Source organism: Candidatus Pelagibacter sp. HIMB1521 (assembly GCF_052047875.1).
Classification (GTDB): domain Bacteria; phylum Pseudomonadota; class Alphaproteobacteria; order Pelagibacterales; family Pelagibacteraceae; genus Pelagibacter.
Genome location: NZ_JBNAIZ010000001.1, coordinates 84,079 through 98,566, shown reverse-complemented (window position 1 = coordinate 98,566; position 14,488 = coordinate 84,079). Strand labels below are relative to the sequence as shown.

Sequence of the window (14,488 nt, the reverse complement as noted above, 5' to 3'; positions counted from 1 at the left end):
TGTATAACCTCATCTTTAAATTTCAGGTATAAAATTAATTCAAATGAACAGAAGAAAATTTATAAAAACTGTAAGTCAAATTATGATTGCTTGGGGATTAAGTCCAAAGCTCGCATTTGCCTCCGAAACTAATAAAATATTATCAGGAAAATTTTTCATAGATGGTAAGGAAGCAGAATTAAATTTTCAGGATTTAAATAATTCTACAATTGAAACTAAAGATGAAAAATCAATAATCAAAGTTAAAGATGATTTTTATTTGATAAGACCTGAAACTAAACTTCAATTTGTCTCAAAAAACTTATTAAAAGTTATCAAAGGTTCTGTTCATGCAGTTTTTGGAAAAAGACAAGAGGAATTAAATGTTGAAATCCCACACGGCACAATTGGAATAAGAGGAACCTCTATTTTTATTGATATTGAGCCTAAGCAGAACAGAAGTTATTTTTGTAATTGTTATGGAGAAACAGTTCTCTATGACAAAAAAGGAAATTTATTAGAAACAGTGGTTTCATATGGACACGAATCTGGAGCACTTACAGAAGATGGAAAATTTAAACGGTATGGAATTAATTATTTAAAAAATATTTATGCTTTAAGACATCCAAAAATATTTGACGAAGAAATGGAAAAAGTTGGGTGTATCGTAGAAAATAGTCATTGTACCTTAAAATAAATTTATTTTACTAAATCTGAAATTTGATCTGACTCGAAGATTTTTTGATCAATATCACTATTCGCAAGTTTAATCATTGCTTTTGCGATTGTTTCTGAATGAATTGATCTCATTTTCTTTAATGGTCCAAAAAATAAAGGATTTAGGAGTTTAAAAATAATTATTCCTATTTTCTCTCCCAATCTAAATTCTTTTCTGTTCCCCAATATAAATGAGGGTCTCATAATTCCTATTTTAGAAAAACCTAAACTTAAGATCTCTTCTTCTACAAGGCCTTTATATTTTAAATAATCTCCTGAACTTTTAGAATTTGCGTATCCTGAAGACACAAAAAAATATGAATTAATATTATTAGATTTTGCAATTTGAGCTATTTGTTTTGGTATATCTAATTCAATTCTTTGATATTCATTTTTGTCAGGAGAATTTTTTTTTGTTGTCCCAATACAAAAATAACATTCGTCTCCAACAATCTGTTCTTTATGCTTTTCTAGATTATTAAAATCAGTTTTAATTACTTCAACTTTTGAATTGTCTATTTGAATTGGAGAACGAACAAATATTTTAATTTTAGAATAATTATCATTCTGAATAAGTTGATTTAAAACATGACCTCCAACTAATCCAGTTGAGCCAAATAGTAATGCTGTTTTCACTTCTTAAGAAAGGCTTTCGCAAAAAGATTTTATTCTATCCATTGCTTTCTTCAAATTTTGCATTGAAGTAGCATAAGAAATTCTAAAGTACCCATCTAAACCAAATGCAGAACCTTGTACGACTGCAACATTAGATTGCTCAAGTAGTTTTTGTACAAACTCAGTATCAGTTTTCAATTTAGTTTTTTTATTTAACAATCCCTTACAACTTGGAAATACATAAAATGCACCATTAGGGGTTAAACAATTTATACCTTTAATACTGTTTAAACTTTTAACAACAAAATCTCTTCTTTCTTTGAATGCTTTAGATCTTTTTTTTATAAAACCTTGGTTGCCATTTAAAGCTTCAACTGCAGCAGCTTGACTGATTGATGAAGGGTTAGATGTAGATTGAGATTGAATTTTACCAATTGCTTTAATTATATCTTTTGGCCCAGCGGCATACCCTATTCTCCAACCAGTCATTGCATAAGATTTACTAACACCATTCATTGTCAAAGTTCTATCTTTCAATTTAGAATTTTGAGCAATCGTATAAAAATTAAAATTATCATATGCTATATGTTCATAGATATCGTCACTTAAAATATGAACTTTTTTATTTTTAATTAAAACTTTAGCTAAATCTTCAATTTCTTTTTTTGAGTAGCCTGCTCCAGTTGGATTTGAAGGTGAATTTAAAATCACCCATTTTGTTTTTTTAGTAATAGCTTTTTTTAATTTACTTGGAGTTAGTTTAAATCCTTCTTCTTCTGTACACTTTACTATCTTTGGTTTACCGCCCGCTAATAAAACCATATCAGGATAAGAAACCCAAAAAGGTGCAGGAATAATTACTTCATCACCTTTATTCAAAGTTGCCATGAAAGCATTATAAAGAACTTGTTTTCCACCAGTTCCAACAGTGATTTGATCTGTGGTGTAATTAATTTTATTTTCTCTTTTAAACTTATCTACGATTGCTTTTTTTAAAGCAGGTGTTCCATCTACTGCTGTATATTTTGTGTCTCCACTTTTGATAGCTTTAATTGCAGCATTTTTAATATTATCTGGTGTATCGAAATCTGGTTCTCCAGCTCCAAGTCCAATTACATCTTTTCCTGCAGCTCTAAGTTCTCTTGCTTTTTGAGTAACTGCAATAGTTGGTGATGGTTTAATTCGTTTTAAACTGTCTGATATTATGCTCATTGAAATATAAATAAATTCTAATACGCTGTTTAATATATGGAAAATACTTATCAAGATTTAATTACGGATATTCAGAGTAAAAATCCAAAAATTGTTGGAAAACTCGAAGGTGGAAAAAAATTCAAAATTAAATCTGATTTTAAACCTGCAGGTGATCAACCAGAAGCTATCAAGAAATTAGTAAACGGTGCAAATAAAGATCAATTTAATCAAGTATTACTTGGAGTTACAGGATCTGGAAAAACTTTTACAATGGCAAAAGTTATCGAGGCTACTAATAGACCTGCATTGATACTTGCTCCAAACAAAACGCTAGCAGCACAACTCTATGGAGAAATGAAAACATTTTTCCCAGATAATGCGGTTGAATACTTTGTTTCTTATTATGACTATTACACTCCAGAAGCGTACGTTCCAAGATCTGACACTTACATAGAAAAAGAGGCATCAATTAATGAACAGATTGATCGAATGAGACACTCGGCCACCAGATCTCTTTTGGAAAGAGACGATGTTTTAATTGTAGCAAGTGTTTCATGTATTTATGGATTAGGTTCTGTTGAGGCGTACAGTAAAATGACGCTAACTCTTCAAAAAAATTATGATTACAACAGAGAAGAAATAATTAAATCTTTAGTTGCTTTACAATACAAAAGAAATGATCAAAATTTTTATAGAGGAACATTTAGAGCAAGAGGAGAATATTTAGAAGTATTTCCCTCCCATCTAGAAGATAGAGCTTGGAGGCTTTGTCTATTTGGAGATAAATTAGAACAGATAGAAGAGTTTGATCCTTTAACTGGGGATAAAGTTAGAGAACTAAGTTTAGTAAAAGTCTATGCGAATAGTCATTACATAACTCCTAAGCCTACAATCGAACAGGCGGTTATTAATATTAAAAAAGAATTAGAAATAACTTTAAAAAAACATAGAGCAGAAAATAAATTATTAGAGGCTCAAAGATTAGAAGAAAGAACGAAGTTTGATTTAGAAATGATTGAAGCAACTGGTTCTTGTGCAGGAATTGAAAACTATTCAAGATTTTTATCTGGAAGAAAACCAGGAGAACCTCCTCCTACTCTATTTGAATATTTTCCAGATAATACATTAATATTTGTTGATGAATGTCATGTAACTGTTCCACAACTTAATGGAATGTACAAAGGAGATAGATCAAGAAAAAGTACTCTTGCAGAATATGGTTTTAGACTGCCATCATGCATGGATAATAGACCGTTAAAGTTTGAAGAGTGGGATTTAATGAGAACTCAAACTGTATTTGTATCTGCAACACCAGGACCGTGGGAACTAGAGCAAACAAAAGGGAAATTTATTGATCAAGTTATCAGGCCAACCGGACTAATTGATCCTGTAGTTGAAATTAGACCTGCCAAAAATCAGGTAGATGATTTGATGCACGAATGCAAAAGAGTGATTGAAAACAATCATCGTGTTTTAGTCACAACTCTTACCAAGAAAATGGCAGAAGACTTAACAGAATATCTTCATGAAAATGGAATTAAAGTTAGGTACCTTCACTCAGACATAGACACTTTAGAGAGAATTGAAATAATGAGAGATTTAAGAATGGGTGTATTCGATGTTTTAGTTGGTATCAACTTATTAAGGGAAGGACTTGATATTCCTGAATGTGCATTAGTTGGAATTTTAGATGCAGACAAAGAAGGTTTTCTAAGATCAGAAACTTCTCTCATTCAAACAATAGGAAGAGCAGCAAGAAATGTAGATGGAAAAGTTATTTTGTATGCTGATAAAGAAACCAAAAGTATAAAAAAGGCAGTTGCTGAAACTGATAGAAGAAGAAATATTCAAATAGCTTACAATAAAAAACATAAAATTAGCGCTACATCAGTTAAAAAAGAAATAAGTGACATTTTAGAGAGTGTTTATGAAAAGGATTATGTAAAAATAAGTGAAGGCTCTAATGTTGGTGGAAACTTAAAAAAACACCTTAAAGCACTAGATAAAAAGATGAAAGAAGCTGCATCTAATCTTGAATTTGAAGAAGCTGCTAAAATTAGAGATGAAATAAGAAAGTTGGAAAGTAGCGAATTAGAAATTACATTAAATCCAAAAATAAGGCAGTATGATGTAAAAAATAAACTTTATCCTAAAGGTCGATCAACAATGGGAATGCCTGGAACAAAAGTTACAAAAAAAAGAGATAAAAAATGGAAGCACGGAAAATAATTATTACAGGTGGAGCAACAAGAATTGGTGCTGCAATTGCAAAAAAATTATCTGGTCCCAATAAAGAAATTCTCATTCATTTCAATAAATCAAAATTAAAAGCTGAGAAGTTAAAAAAAGAACTATCAAATAATGGTACTAAAGTTTACTTGGTTAAAGGTGATTTAAGTAAAGAAAATGATGTAAATAAAATTGTAAAATATGCAAAATCAAAACTTAAATATTTTGATTGTCTAATTAATAACGCTTCTTTGTTCGAAAATGATAAATTAGAGAACTTTACCACAGATAGTTGGGGGCAACATTTAAGAACAAATTTAAGAACACCCGCATTGTTATCAAAAGAATTTGCAAAAAATGTCAAAGGTACAAATAACAATATAATTAATATTATTGATCAAAGAGTTTTCAAACTAACTCCGTATTTTTTTTCTTACACAATCAGTAAAACTGGACTTTATACTTTGACTAAAACTAGTGCTATGAGTTTAGCTCCAAAGATTAGAGTAAACGGCATTGCACCTGGCCCAACTATTAAAAATCAAAGACAATCTGAAAAACATTTTAGAAAACAGTATTTAGCAACCCCACTAAAAAGACAAGTTGATGTTGAACAAATATGTAATGCTGTTGACTTTTTTATAAAAAATATATCTATTACAGGTCAAGTTTTAGCAATAGATAGTGGGCAAAATTTAAACTGGCAAACACCAGATATAATGGGCAAAGAATGAAAAGAAGTAATTTTAAAATTGTAAAAATAGATAAAAACAAAAGTCTTTTTAATTACGAAAAGAAAATTCTAATTAATGAACTAATTTTAAATTTAAAACTTGGCTATTATGACTTTGAAAAGAAAAAGCCTCAAAAAGTTAAATTTAGCCTAGAGATTGATTATGAGGATAAAAAGCCATCAAGTGATAAAGATATAAAATCGATTGTTAATTATGGAACAATTGTAAAATTAATTACAAAACTCGTTAAAAAAAAACATTACAACTTTCTTGAAACATTAGCTGAAGCCGTATTTGATGAATTATTCAAAGATCAAAGGATTGCTAAAATAATGTTGAAAATTGAGAAATTAGAAATTCTTAAGCAATGTTCATCTGTTGGTATTCAAATTACCAAAAAAAGAAGTCATGATAAGCTCTGAAATAGGAAAAGAAGTAATTAAAAAAGAGCTATCCCTAGTCCCTAAACTTCCTGGTGTCTACAGGATGCTAAATGAAAAAAATGAAATCCTTTATGTGGGAAAAGCAAAAAATCTTCCTAATAGACTTAAAAGTTATGTATCTGAAAAAAATCATATAATTAGAACAGAGAGAATGTTATCTCAAACTAGAAAATTAGAGATAACAACTACTTCAAATGAAAGTGAAGCTCTACTCCTAGAAGCAAACCTAATTAAAAAATTTAAACCGAAATTCAATATTTTATTAAGAGATGATAAATCATTTCCATTCATCTTTATTGGTAACAAAGATAAATGGCCACAAATAAAAAGACATAGAGGAAAAAAAACAAAAGAAGGGTTTTATTTTGGACCTTTTGCATCAGCAGGTTCAGCTAACTGGACTATAAAGATGATCCAAAAAATTTTTCATCTAAGAGTTTGTGATGATACTGTTTTTAAAAATAGAGAAAGACCTTGTATTCTTTATCAAATAAAAAGATGTTCTGGACCATGTGTTGGTTATGTTGAAAAAAGTGATTATCAACAAACAGTTGATGATGCTATTGAATTTGTATCAGGAAAATCAAGAAAAATTCAAAAAAATCTCTCAAGTCAAATGGAAAAGGCAAGTGAGGAATTAGATTTTGAAAAAGCAGTAATTTTAAGGGATAGAATTAAAGCTTTAAATATTATTCAATCTTCTCAAAGAATTAATGAGGCAAACTTAGTAGAGGCAGATGTAATAGCAGGATACAAAGAATCTGGAAAAACTTGTATTCAAGTATTTTTTTATCGTTCAAAACAAAATTGGGGTAACCAAGCTTTTTTTCCAAAACATGACCCTGATGAAAAATTAGGAGATATTTTAAATTCATTCGTTTCACAATTTTATGAAAATAAAAGTGTACCTTCTGCAATAATACTATCTGAAGAAATAAAAGAAAAAGTTTTAATTGAAAAAACTTTAACTCAAAAAGAGGGAAAACAAATTAATATTAGTGTTGCTAAAAAAGGCTCAAAATTAAAAGTAGTTAATCAAGCAATTAAAAATGCAAAAGACAGTTTGAATAGAAAACTTTATGAAAGTCAAAATAATCGAGAACTTTTCGATGAGGTTGCAAAGAAATTCAATCTCGAGACAAATATAAATTTAATTGAGGTTTATGACAACAGCCATATCCAAGGAACAAATAGTGTTGGAGCTTTAATTGCATATGGTGATGAGGGATTTGTTAAAAAGAGATATCGAAAGTTCAACATCAAGCACAAAAAAAATGAGCAAGATGATTACGGCATGATGAGAGAAGTATTAAACAGAAGGTTTAAACGTGCTGTTCAGGAAAAAGATAATTATCTCTCTTTTCCTGATTTGGTATTAGTTGATGGAGGAAAAGGACAATATTCAGTAGCTAGAGAAAGTTTGAATGAATTGGGGCTTCACGACATTCCAATTATTGCAATAGCAAAGGGTAAATTCCGTAATAGTGGAAATGAAACATTCTTTCACAATGGCAAAGAATATAAATTCTCAAAAAATGACCCCACTCTATTCTTCCTTCAAAGGATAAGAGATGAGTCGCATAGATTTGCAATTAGTGCTCACAGAGCAAAGAGAAAAAAAGGAATTAGTAAATCTTTACTGGACCAAATTGAAGGTATTGGAGCAATTAGAAAAAGAGCGCTACTAAACCATTTTGGGTCAGCGAGATCTGTTGAGTCTGCTAGTTTGGATGAAATTAAATCTGTTGAAGGTGTTGAGGAAAAAGTAGCAAAAAAGATATATAACTTCTTTCACGAGTAATTATGTTAAAAAAAATTCCAAATATTCTGACAATAGGGAGAATAATAATTGTACCCTTCTTTGTTTTAGCATTTTATCTTCCAGGTTTTTATGGTGATTTAACTGCTTTAATTTTATTTATAATTGCTTCATTTACAGATTTCTTAGATGGCATGTTAGCTAGAATGTTAGGCCAAGAATCTAAATTGGGAGAATTACTAGATCCTATTGCAGATAAAATTATAGTCGCTACAGCTCTAATTTTATTGGTGATGGATGGAACAATCAGAAATTACGAAGTTATTGCAGCCATAATAATCTTAACTAGAGAAATTTTAATTTCAGGATTACGAGAATTTTTAGCAAAAGGTCAGATTAAACTTCCAGTTTCAAATCTTGCTAAACTCAAAACAGTGTTACAAATGGTTGCTATTGGTCTACTGCTTTCAGGAGATACTGGAAATAAAATAATCAACTTTGAAAATTATAATGCTCAAACTATTGGAATTATTCTTTTATGGTTATCAGCTGCGCTTACTTTATTTACAGGTTATGATTATTTACGAAAGGGTATTGATCACGCAATATCAGAAGATAACAAAGATTAAGCTGCTTTTTTCTTTCTCACCAGCGCTTGATAGCTTTCATTAAGATCGATTATGGTATCACAAACTTTGAATTGATTTTCTGCAATACAAGATACAGGTGTAACTTCAGCAGCAGTTCCTGTTAAAAAGCATCCTACAAAATTTGAAAGTTCCGTTGGACTAATTTTTCTTTCGTGAACTTTTATATTTTTTGATTTTGCAATTCCAATTACAGTTCTTCTTGTGATCCCATCTAAAAATGAATCTGGGACTGGTGTATGAATTTCTCCATTTTTATCTTTGAAAAATACATTGGCCCCTGTTGCTTCAGCAATATTACCCTCATGATCTAACATTAATGAATCGGTGTAACCTTGTTTTTCAGCCTCATGTTTTGACAATGTACAAATCATATATAAACCTGATGCTTTAGTGTCCCAAGGAATAGTATTAGGAGCTGGTCTTCTCCAGTTTGAAATATTTAATTTAATGCCTTCGACTTTTAGTTTCGGATCAAAGTAAGATCCCCATTCCCAAGTTGCAATCGCAACATGAATTTTTGTTTGTTGTGCTGAGATAGCCATCATTTCAGTACCTCTCCAAGCTACCGGTCTTACATATCCGTTTTCTACATTTTGAGTTGCAATAATTTTATTTGAAGCGGTATTTATTTGCTCTTCAGTATAAGGAATTTCAAAACCCATTCTTCTAGCAGAATGAAAAAATCTTGAGGTATGTTCCTCTAATTTAAAAATAGAACCATCATAAACTCTTTCACCTTCAAAAACACAACTCGCATAATGTAAACCATGACTTAATACATGGAGTTTTACATCTCCCCAATCAACAAGTTCATCGTTGTACCAAATTTTTCCAGATCTTTTATCGTACGGTATCATTAGTGAAAATATTTTAAAATATCAGTGAAAAATATCTTTGTATCTTTGATATGTCAATATAACTTACCCATTATGAAAGAACTTTTATATCTTAAAGACGATCAACTTAAGGGTTTAATTGAAAAATTATTTGTTAGTTACAGAGAGACATTTTCTGACTCTAAAAAAATTTTAGATAAATATTCAATTGGTGTGGCCCACCATAAGGTTATTCACCTAATTTCATCTTACGAAGGTATCTCTATCTCAGATCTTCTTAAAAAATTAAAAGTAACTAAGCAGAGCCTTAACAGAGTTTTAAAAGATTTAATAAAGTTAGACATCGTCATATTTAAGAAAAATGATCAGGATACAAGGGTTAAACATGTGTTTTTAAACGAAAAAGGAAAGAAAATATTTGAAGAAATTTTTAATTTACAAAAAAAAAGAATTTATTCAGCTCTTTTAAATTCAACTTCAGAAGAGGTTGTTAATTTTGACAATGTATTAAATAAAATAATTAATGGATAATTTTTTAGCACATATTTTAGTAGTTGATGACGACGATGGTATTAGATCATTGGTCAAAAAATTTTTAAACGAAAATAATTATTTAGTAACTACAGCTGACAGTGCTGAAGATGCCTCTGATAAAATAAAAATAATAAAGTTTGATCTAATTGTGCTCGATATAATGATGCCCGGAAAGAATGGATTGGAATTTGTAGAAGAAAATAAAAAAAATCTAGATACTCCAATTATACTTCTTACAGCAAAAGGAGAAGCCAAGGAAAGAATAGAAGGTCTTGAAGTAGGTGCGGATGATTATTTACCCAAACCATTTGAACCTAAAGAATTAATTCTAAGAATAAAAAACATTTTAGATAAGACAAAAAAAACTGAACAAAAAAGAATTATTGAATTTGAAAATGTTAAAATCGACTTAAATAAACTTTTAATTATTAGAGATCAAAAAGAATTTAAAATTAATAATACCGAAAAGACAATTTTAGAAAAAATGATTAATAGTCCTGGAAAAACATTTTCAAGAGAAGATATAGGAAAATTGATTAATTTGGATAAAGAAAGATCCATTGATGTTATTATTACTAGATTGAGAAAAAAAATTGAAATAGACCAAAAAAGTCCTAAGTTTTTACAAACAATTAGAGGTGCAGGATATGTTCTCTGGATTGAGTAATTTCTTAAAAAAAGTTTTACCAAAAAGATTATTTTATAGAGCGCTCTTAATTGTTGCGGTCCCTGTAATTACTATCCAACTAATAATCACCATTGTTTTCTTTGATAGTTTGTGGATTAAAACTAATAAAGGTATGACCAGAACTCTGGTTAATGAGATTAGTACTTTTATAGAAGCTTATCAAAATGAGGAAAATGATAAGCAAGAAGTGAATAATCTTTTTTCATTGTTTCTAGATTTAAATATTGAATTGGTAGTTAATGAAAAACTAAGTGATCAAAATAAAGAAAGATGGTTTAGTCCAATTGATCGAACTTTAAGAAGAGAATTGAAGTCTAAATTTTCTCCTGAGATCTTCTGGTTTAATACTACAAACTATAAAGAACTAGTTGATTTAAGAATAAAATATGAAGATGGATATTTTAAATTTTTAGTTCCAAAAGATCGAGTCACTAGTACCTCTGCAAGAATATTTGCATTATGGATTACAGTTCCTGCAGTTATAATGGTTATTATTTCACTAATATTTTTAAAGAACCAAACGAGGCCAATTACAAATTTAGCTCGCGCTGCTGAAAGATTTGGAAAAGGAGAAGACATAGAAGAATTTAAACCCTCTGGAGCACTCGAGATACGTCAAGCAGGTCATGAATTTGACAAAATGAGAAAGAGAATTGAAAGACATCTTAATCAGAGAACTGAAATGTTATCAGGTATTAGTCATGATTTAAGAACTCCTTTAACAAGAATGAAGCTACAATTAGCTTTTCTTAAAGATAAAGATGCAGTTGATAAGTTAACAGATGATATCAACGAAATGGAAAAAATGCTTAATGAGTATCTGCAATTTACAAGTTCATCATATGTTGAAAAAGATGAAATGTTCAATCTTTCCGAGCTAATTGAAGAGATAATAAAAAAATATAATAATAAAAACATTTCTCACAATTTAATTCCTAGAATTTACGTTAATGGCAGAAAGAATCTTATCAATAGATCTTTAAATAATTTGATAGATAACGGATTAAAATATGCAAACAAAGTTGAGATAAGCCTAACCAAAAAAAATACAAACCTATTTATAATTATTGATGATGACGGTCCAGGGATACCTAAAAAAGAACATGAAAACGTGTTTAAACCTTTTTATAAGATGGACAAAGGGAGAAATGATTCAAAATCTAGTGTTGGTCTAGGACTGTCAATTGCGTCTGATATTATCAAATCCCATGGTGGAAACATTATGCTGGAAAAATCAAAATTTAATGGGCTAAGAGTTAAGATCTTTTTGCCGGTCTAGTTTTCTTCTTTTTTTTTGTTTCTAATTTTGAAATTTTATTTTCTAAATTTTCTACTCTCTTTGAAAGAATCTCAAATTCATCCTTGCTAGTAAGTTTCATTTTAAAAACAAATTCATCTCTCTTTGACTTAAATATATTTAAGATTTCAGATGATAAATCTTTTGAAGTTATTAATCCCTGCTCTAGTAGTTTTGCAAATTTATCAATTATAAATTTAGAATTTTTCATATTTGAGATATACAATATAGATATAATTTAAAATGTTCATCAATAATTTTGACCCAGTAGCAATAGAAATATTTTCTTTAGAAATTAGATGGTATTCTCTAGCTTATATAGCTGGTATTTTATTTGGATGGCTAATAGCAAAAAAACTGTTCTTAAAGAATTCTGAAATAAATAAAAACTTTGATGATTATATAACGTACTTAATCATCGGAATTATTTTAGGTGGAAGAATTGGTTATGTATTATTTTATAATTTTGAATTCTATATCAATAATCTATTAGATATTTTAAAAGTATGGGAAGGTGGCATGTCTTTTCATGGAGGAGTAATTGGTATTGTTATCGCAACTATATTGTTTGCAAAAAAAAATAATCAAGATGCGTTTTTATATTTAGACGTCGTCGCTCTAGTTGCACCTATTGGAATATTTTTTGGAAGAATTGCAAATTTTATAAATTCTGAACTTTATGGAACTATAACTAATTTACCTTGGGCAGTTACATTCATACAAATAGATAATCAACCAAGACATCCCTCACAAATTTATGAGGCATTATTAGAAGGTATAATTCTATTTTTAATTTTACTTTATTTTAGAAATAGAGGAAATTTTGCTATAGCTGGATTGATTTCTGGATTATTTTTAATTTTCTATTCAATCTTTAGATTTATTGTTGAATTTTTTAGAGTTCCAGATGATCAATTGGGATACCTAATATTCAATTTAACTATGGGTCAGTTAATAAGTTTTATCTTTTTGATAATTGGATTAATTATTTTCTTTTTGAAAAAAAATGAACAAGTCGACTAATTTACCTCTAGATCAATTTATAAATCACGCTCTTTACGATAAAGAAAATGGTTATTATATGAAAAAAAATCCCTTTGGAAAGGAAGGTGATTTTATTACATCTCCCAACATCACAAGACTATTTTCAGAAATAATTGCGATTTGGGTAATAACTTTTTGGAAAAGTATTGGTTCACCTAAAAAATTTAACTTAATTGAACTTGGCGCTGGTAATGGAGAGATGATGAAAGTTGTATCTGAAACATTAAAGAATTTTCCAGATTGTTTTAACTCCTGTAATTTAATGATTCATGAAAAAAGCTCATATTTAATTGATGAACAAAAAAAAAATTTAAATTCTGAAAAAATAATCTGGGTAAATGAAGTTGAAATCGATAACACATTTCCATGCATTTATCTTGCAAACGAATTTTTTGATGCACTTCCAATAAAGCAATTTTTTAAAAAGGAGAATAATTGGTTTGAAAGGTATGTTAATTTAAAAACTTACAAAAAGGCTGAGTTCAATGATAAAGAAGTGGATATTAAAACAATAGAGCAAAAACTTAAATTTGAAATATCTAAGGACCAAGATGTTATTGAATACTCTCCGGAAGCGTTTAAGTATCTAGAGAAAATTTGTAAAATTATTGAGAACAGAGATGGTGGACTTTTAATAATTGATTATGGATATTTAGATCTGAAAATAAAAAATACTATTCAAGCAATAAAAGATCATAAATTTTCAAACATATTAGAAGATATTGGCGACTCTGATATTACATACAATTTAAATTTTAATTTATATGCCAATTATATTAATCAATTTGAAAAACTAGATCATCTAATTACTAATCAAAAAAAATTCTTAACAAGTATGGGAATTTTGCAGAGAGCCGAGATTGTAAGTAATAATATAGCCTTCTCACAAAAAACAGATCTATTTTATAGAATTAGACGTTTAATTGATGAGAAACAAATGGGGGAGTTGTTTAAGGTAATGTTGATTAAAATTAAAAACAATAAATTTAAAACAGGTTTTCAAATTGATTAAATCTAAAAAGCTTTCAAAAAATAAAGCTATCAAACATGGTTTTTTTAATAGCATCGGTGGTGTATCAAAAAATATTTATAAAAGTTTAAATTGTGGTCCAGGTTCAAATGACAATAGTGCAAGTGTAAAAAAAAATTTAAATATTGTCAGGAAAAAAATTTCTAAGAACTCAAAAAATATTTTTTTACTTAATCAAATTCATAGTAATAAATTCGTGTTTATTGACAAAAAGTATAAATCAAAAATAAAACCTAAGGCTGATGCAATTATTACTGACCAAGTAAATTTACCTATTGCGGTTTTGACTGCAGATTGTGTACCAATACTTATTTTTGACAATCAGAGAAAAATGATAGCTGCAATTCATTCAGGATGGAAAGGTGCCTTTAAGGGAATTATATCAAAAGTGATTAAATTTATGGTTAAGAGAGGGTCTAAAATAAAAAATATTACAGCAGTTATAGGTCCATCAATATCAGTTAAAAATTATGAAGTTCAAAAAGATTTTTATAAAAAATTTATAAGAAAAGACAAAACTAATCATAAATTTTTTAAATTGGGTAAAGAAAAGTTATATTTTAACTTATCTAGTTATGTTAAATCATTAATTCTTAAGTCTGGTGTGAAAAAAATAGAAAAAATTGACGTTGATACATTCGATACTAAAAATAAATTTTTTAGTGCTAGAAGATCAAAAAGTTTAAATCATGCTGATTATGGTAGAAATATTTCAATAATTATGCTTAATTAGGTTTTT

16 protein-coding genes are annotated in these 14,488 nt (G+C 28.8%); 12 read left to right on the top strand and 4 right to left on the bottom strand.

Translation table 11 applies throughout. The annotated features are described in order from the left end of the window. Positions 1–43 precede the first annotated feature (43 nt). Positions 44–676 carry a hypothetical protein gene (locus tag ACTTA5_RS00545; protein ID WP_440647066.1) on the top strand — a complete coding sequence of 211 codons (633 nt, stop codon included), beginning with the start codon at positions 44–46 and terminating at the stop codon, positions 674–676. A gap of 2 nt (positions 677–678) precedes the next feature. Here ACTTA5_RS00545 and ACTTA5_RS00540 read toward each other — a convergent pair whose 3' ends face one another. Together ACTTA5_RS00540 and ACTTA5_RS00535 are read right to left on the bottom strand one after the other, a co-directional pair. Next, a complete protein-coding gene (locus ACTTA5_RS00540; protein WP_440647064.1) occupies positions 679–1,332 on the bottom strand; it encodes an NAD(P)H-binding protein in 654 nt (217 codons plus the stop codon). A gap of 3 nt (positions 1,333–1,335) precedes the next feature. Next, positions 1,336–2,523, bottom strand: coding sequence for a pyridoxal phosphate-dependent aminotransferase (locus ACTTA5_RS00535; protein ID WP_440647062.1), 1,188 nt, complete (start codon positions 2,521–2,523; stop codon positions 1,336–1,338). Between the two features lie 36 nt (positions 2,524–2,559). Here ACTTA5_RS00535 and uvrB point away from each other — a divergent pair, with 36 nt between their 5' ends. The 5 genes from uvrB to pgsA are packed head-to-tail and all read left to right on the top strand — an operon-like array spanning position 2,560 to position 8,299. After that, entirely contained in the window at positions 2,560–4,734 is a 2,175-nt protein-coding gene (gene uvrB, locus ACTTA5_RS00530) for an excinuclease ABC subunit UvrB (RefSeq protein ID WP_440647060.1), read from the top strand. Further along, positions 4,716–5,468: an SDR family oxidoreductase gene (locus ACTTA5_RS00525; protein WP_440647058.1), complete on the top strand. Its 753-nt coding sequence runs from the start codon at positions 4,716–4,718 to the stop codon at positions 5,466–5,468. Before uvrB ends, ACTTA5_RS00525 begins: the two co-directional genes overlap by 19 nt. Next, entirely contained in the window at positions 5,465–5,890 is a 426-nt protein-coding gene (locus tag ACTTA5_RS00520) for a dihydroneopterin aldolase (RefSeq protein ID WP_440613809.1), read from the top strand. Before ACTTA5_RS00525 ends, ACTTA5_RS00520 begins: the two co-directional genes overlap by 4 nt. Next, a complete protein-coding gene (gene uvrC, locus ACTTA5_RS00515) occupies positions 5,877–7,712 on the top strand; it encodes an excinuclease ABC subunit UvrC (protein WP_440647056.1) in 1,836 nt (611 codons plus the stop codon). The genes ACTTA5_RS00520 and uvrC overlap by 14 nt, the downstream gene beginning before the upstream one ends. Positions 7,713–7,714: 2 nt before the next feature. Further along, positions 7,715–8,299: a CDP-diacylglycerol--glycerol-3-phosphate 3-phosphatidyltransferase gene (pgsA, locus tag ACTTA5_RS00510; RefSeq protein ID WP_440613807.1), complete on the top strand. Its 585-nt coding sequence runs from the start codon at positions 7,715–7,717 to the stop codon at positions 8,297–8,299. On the opposite strand, the gene ACTTA5_RS00505 is transcribed toward pgsA, so the two are convergent. Next, on the bottom strand, positions 8,296–9,177 hold the full coding sequence (locus ACTTA5_RS00505; RefSeq protein ID WP_440647054.1) for a branched-chain amino acid aminotransferase: 882 nt from the start codon (positions 9,175–9,177) through the stop codon (positions 8,296–8,298). The genes pgsA and ACTTA5_RS00505 overlap by 4 nt on opposite strands. Positions 9,178–9,249: 72 nt before the next feature. On the opposite strand from ACTTA5_RS00505, the gene ACTTA5_RS00500 reads away from it, so the two are divergent. Genes ACTTA5_RS00500 through ACTTA5_RS00490 form a run of 3 tightly spaced genes read left to right on the top strand, consistent with a single transcriptional unit; the run spans position 9,250 to position 11,657 of the window. Next, positions 9,250–9,687 (top strand): MarR family winged helix-turn-helix transcriptional regulator, encoded by a 438-nt coding sequence (locus tag ACTTA5_RS00500; RefSeq protein WP_428080895.1) that lies wholly within the window; start codon positions 9,250–9,252, stop codon positions 9,685–9,687. Then, entirely contained in the window at positions 9,680–10,357 is a 678-nt protein-coding gene (locus tag ACTTA5_RS00495; RefSeq protein ID WP_440613806.1) for a response regulator, read from the top strand. The genes ACTTA5_RS00500 and ACTTA5_RS00495 overlap by 8 nt, the downstream gene beginning before the upstream one ends. Further along, the gene (locus ACTTA5_RS00490) at positions 10,338–11,657 is read left to right on the top strand and encodes an ATP-binding protein (protein ID WP_440647052.1); all 1,320 of its coding nucleotides are present in this window, start codon (positions 10,338–10,340) and stop codon (positions 11,655–11,657) included. Before ACTTA5_RS00495 ends, ACTTA5_RS00490 begins: the two co-directional genes overlap by 20 nt. Here the strand turns inward: ACTTA5_RS00490 and ACTTA5_RS00485 are convergent. Next, positions 11,635–11,886 carry a hypothetical protein gene (locus ACTTA5_RS00485; protein ID WP_075506383.1) on the bottom strand — a complete coding sequence of 84 codons (252 nt, stop codon included), beginning with the start codon at positions 11,884–11,886 and terminating at the stop codon, positions 11,635–11,637. The two genes, ACTTA5_RS00490 and ACTTA5_RS00485, sit on opposite strands and share 23 nt — an antisense overlap. 32 nt (positions 11,887–11,918) lie before the next feature. Here ACTTA5_RS00485 and lgt point away from each other — a divergent pair, with 32 nt between their 5' ends. Genes lgt through pgeF form a run of 3 tightly spaced genes read left to right on the top strand, consistent with a single transcriptional unit; the run spans position 11,919 to position 14,482 of the window. Continuing rightward, positions 11,919–12,698, top strand: a complete 780-nt coding sequence (gene lgt / locus ACTTA5_RS00480) for a prolipoprotein diacylglyceryl transferase (protein ID WP_440647050.1) — start codon at positions 11,919–11,921, stop codon at positions 12,696–12,698. Continuing rightward, complete coding sequence (locus ACTTA5_RS00475) at positions 12,682–13,731, top strand: SAM-dependent methyltransferase (RefSeq protein ID WP_440647048.1); 1,050 nt, start codon at positions 12,682–12,684, stop codon at positions 13,729–13,731. Before lgt ends, ACTTA5_RS00475 begins: the two co-directional genes overlap by 17 nt. Continuing rightward, positions 13,724–14,482, top strand: a complete 759-nt coding sequence (pgeF, locus tag ACTTA5_RS00470) for a peptidoglycan editing factor PgeF (RefSeq protein ID WP_440647046.1) — start codon at positions 13,724–13,726, stop codon at positions 14,480–14,482. Before ACTTA5_RS00475 ends, pgeF begins: the two co-directional genes overlap by 8 nt. The last annotated feature ends 6 nt before the right edge of the window (positions 14,483–14,488 follow it).

Bases quoted from the DNA above. Each gene is read 5' to 3' on its own strand.
- ACTTA5_RS00545 (WP_440647066.1), top strand. From the start codon at position 44: ATGAACAGAAGAAAATTTATAAAAACTGTAAGTCAAATTATGATTGCT.
- ACTTA5_RS00535 (WP_440647062.1), bottom strand. From the start codon at position 2,523: ATGAGCATAATATCAGACAGTTTAAAACGAATTAAACCATCACCAACT.
- uvrB (WP_440647060.1), top strand. From the start codon at position 2,560: ATGGAAAATACTTATCAAGATTTAATTACGGATATTCAGAGTAAAAAT.
- ACTTA5_RS00525 (WP_440647058.1), top strand. From the start codon at position 4,716: ATGGAAGCACGGAAAATAATTATTACAGGTGGAGCAACAAGAATTGGT.
- ACTTA5_RS00520 (WP_440613809.1), top strand. From the start codon at position 5,465: ATGAAAAGAAGTAATTTTAAAATTGTAAAAATAGATAAAAACAAAAGT.
- uvrC (WP_440647056.1), top strand. From the start codon at position 5,877: ATGATAAGCTCTGAAATAGGAAAAGAAGTAATTAAAAAAGAGCTATCC.
- pgsA (WP_440613807.1), top strand. From the start codon at position 7,715: ATGTTAAAAAAAATTCCAAATATTCTGACAATAGGGAGAATAATAATT.
- ACTTA5_RS00505 (WP_440647054.1), bottom strand. From the start codon at position 9,177: ATGATACCGTACGATAAAAGATCTGGAAAAATTTGGTACAACGATGAA.
- ACTTA5_RS00500 (WP_428080895.1), top strand. From the start codon at position 9,250: ATGAAAGAACTTTTATATCTTAAAGACGATCAACTTAAGGGTTTAATT.
- ACTTA5_RS00495 (WP_440613806.1), top strand. From the start codon at position 9,680: ATGGATAATTTTTTAGCACATATTTTAGTAGTTGATGACGACGATGGT.
- ACTTA5_RS00490 (WP_440647052.1), top strand. From the start codon at position 10,338: ATGTTCTCTGGATTGAGTAATTTCTTAAAAAAAGTTTTACCAAAAAGA.
- ACTTA5_RS00485 (WP_075506383.1), bottom strand. From the start codon at position 11,886: ATGAAAAATTCTAAATTTATAATTGATAAATTTGCAAAACTACTAGAG.
- lgt (WP_440647050.1), top strand. From the start codon at position 11,919: ATGTTCATCAATAATTTTGACCCAGTAGCAATAGAAATATTTTCTTTA.
- ACTTA5_RS00475 (WP_440647048.1), top strand. From the start codon at position 12,682: ATGAACAAGTCGACTAATTTACCTCTAGATCAATTTATAAATCACGCT.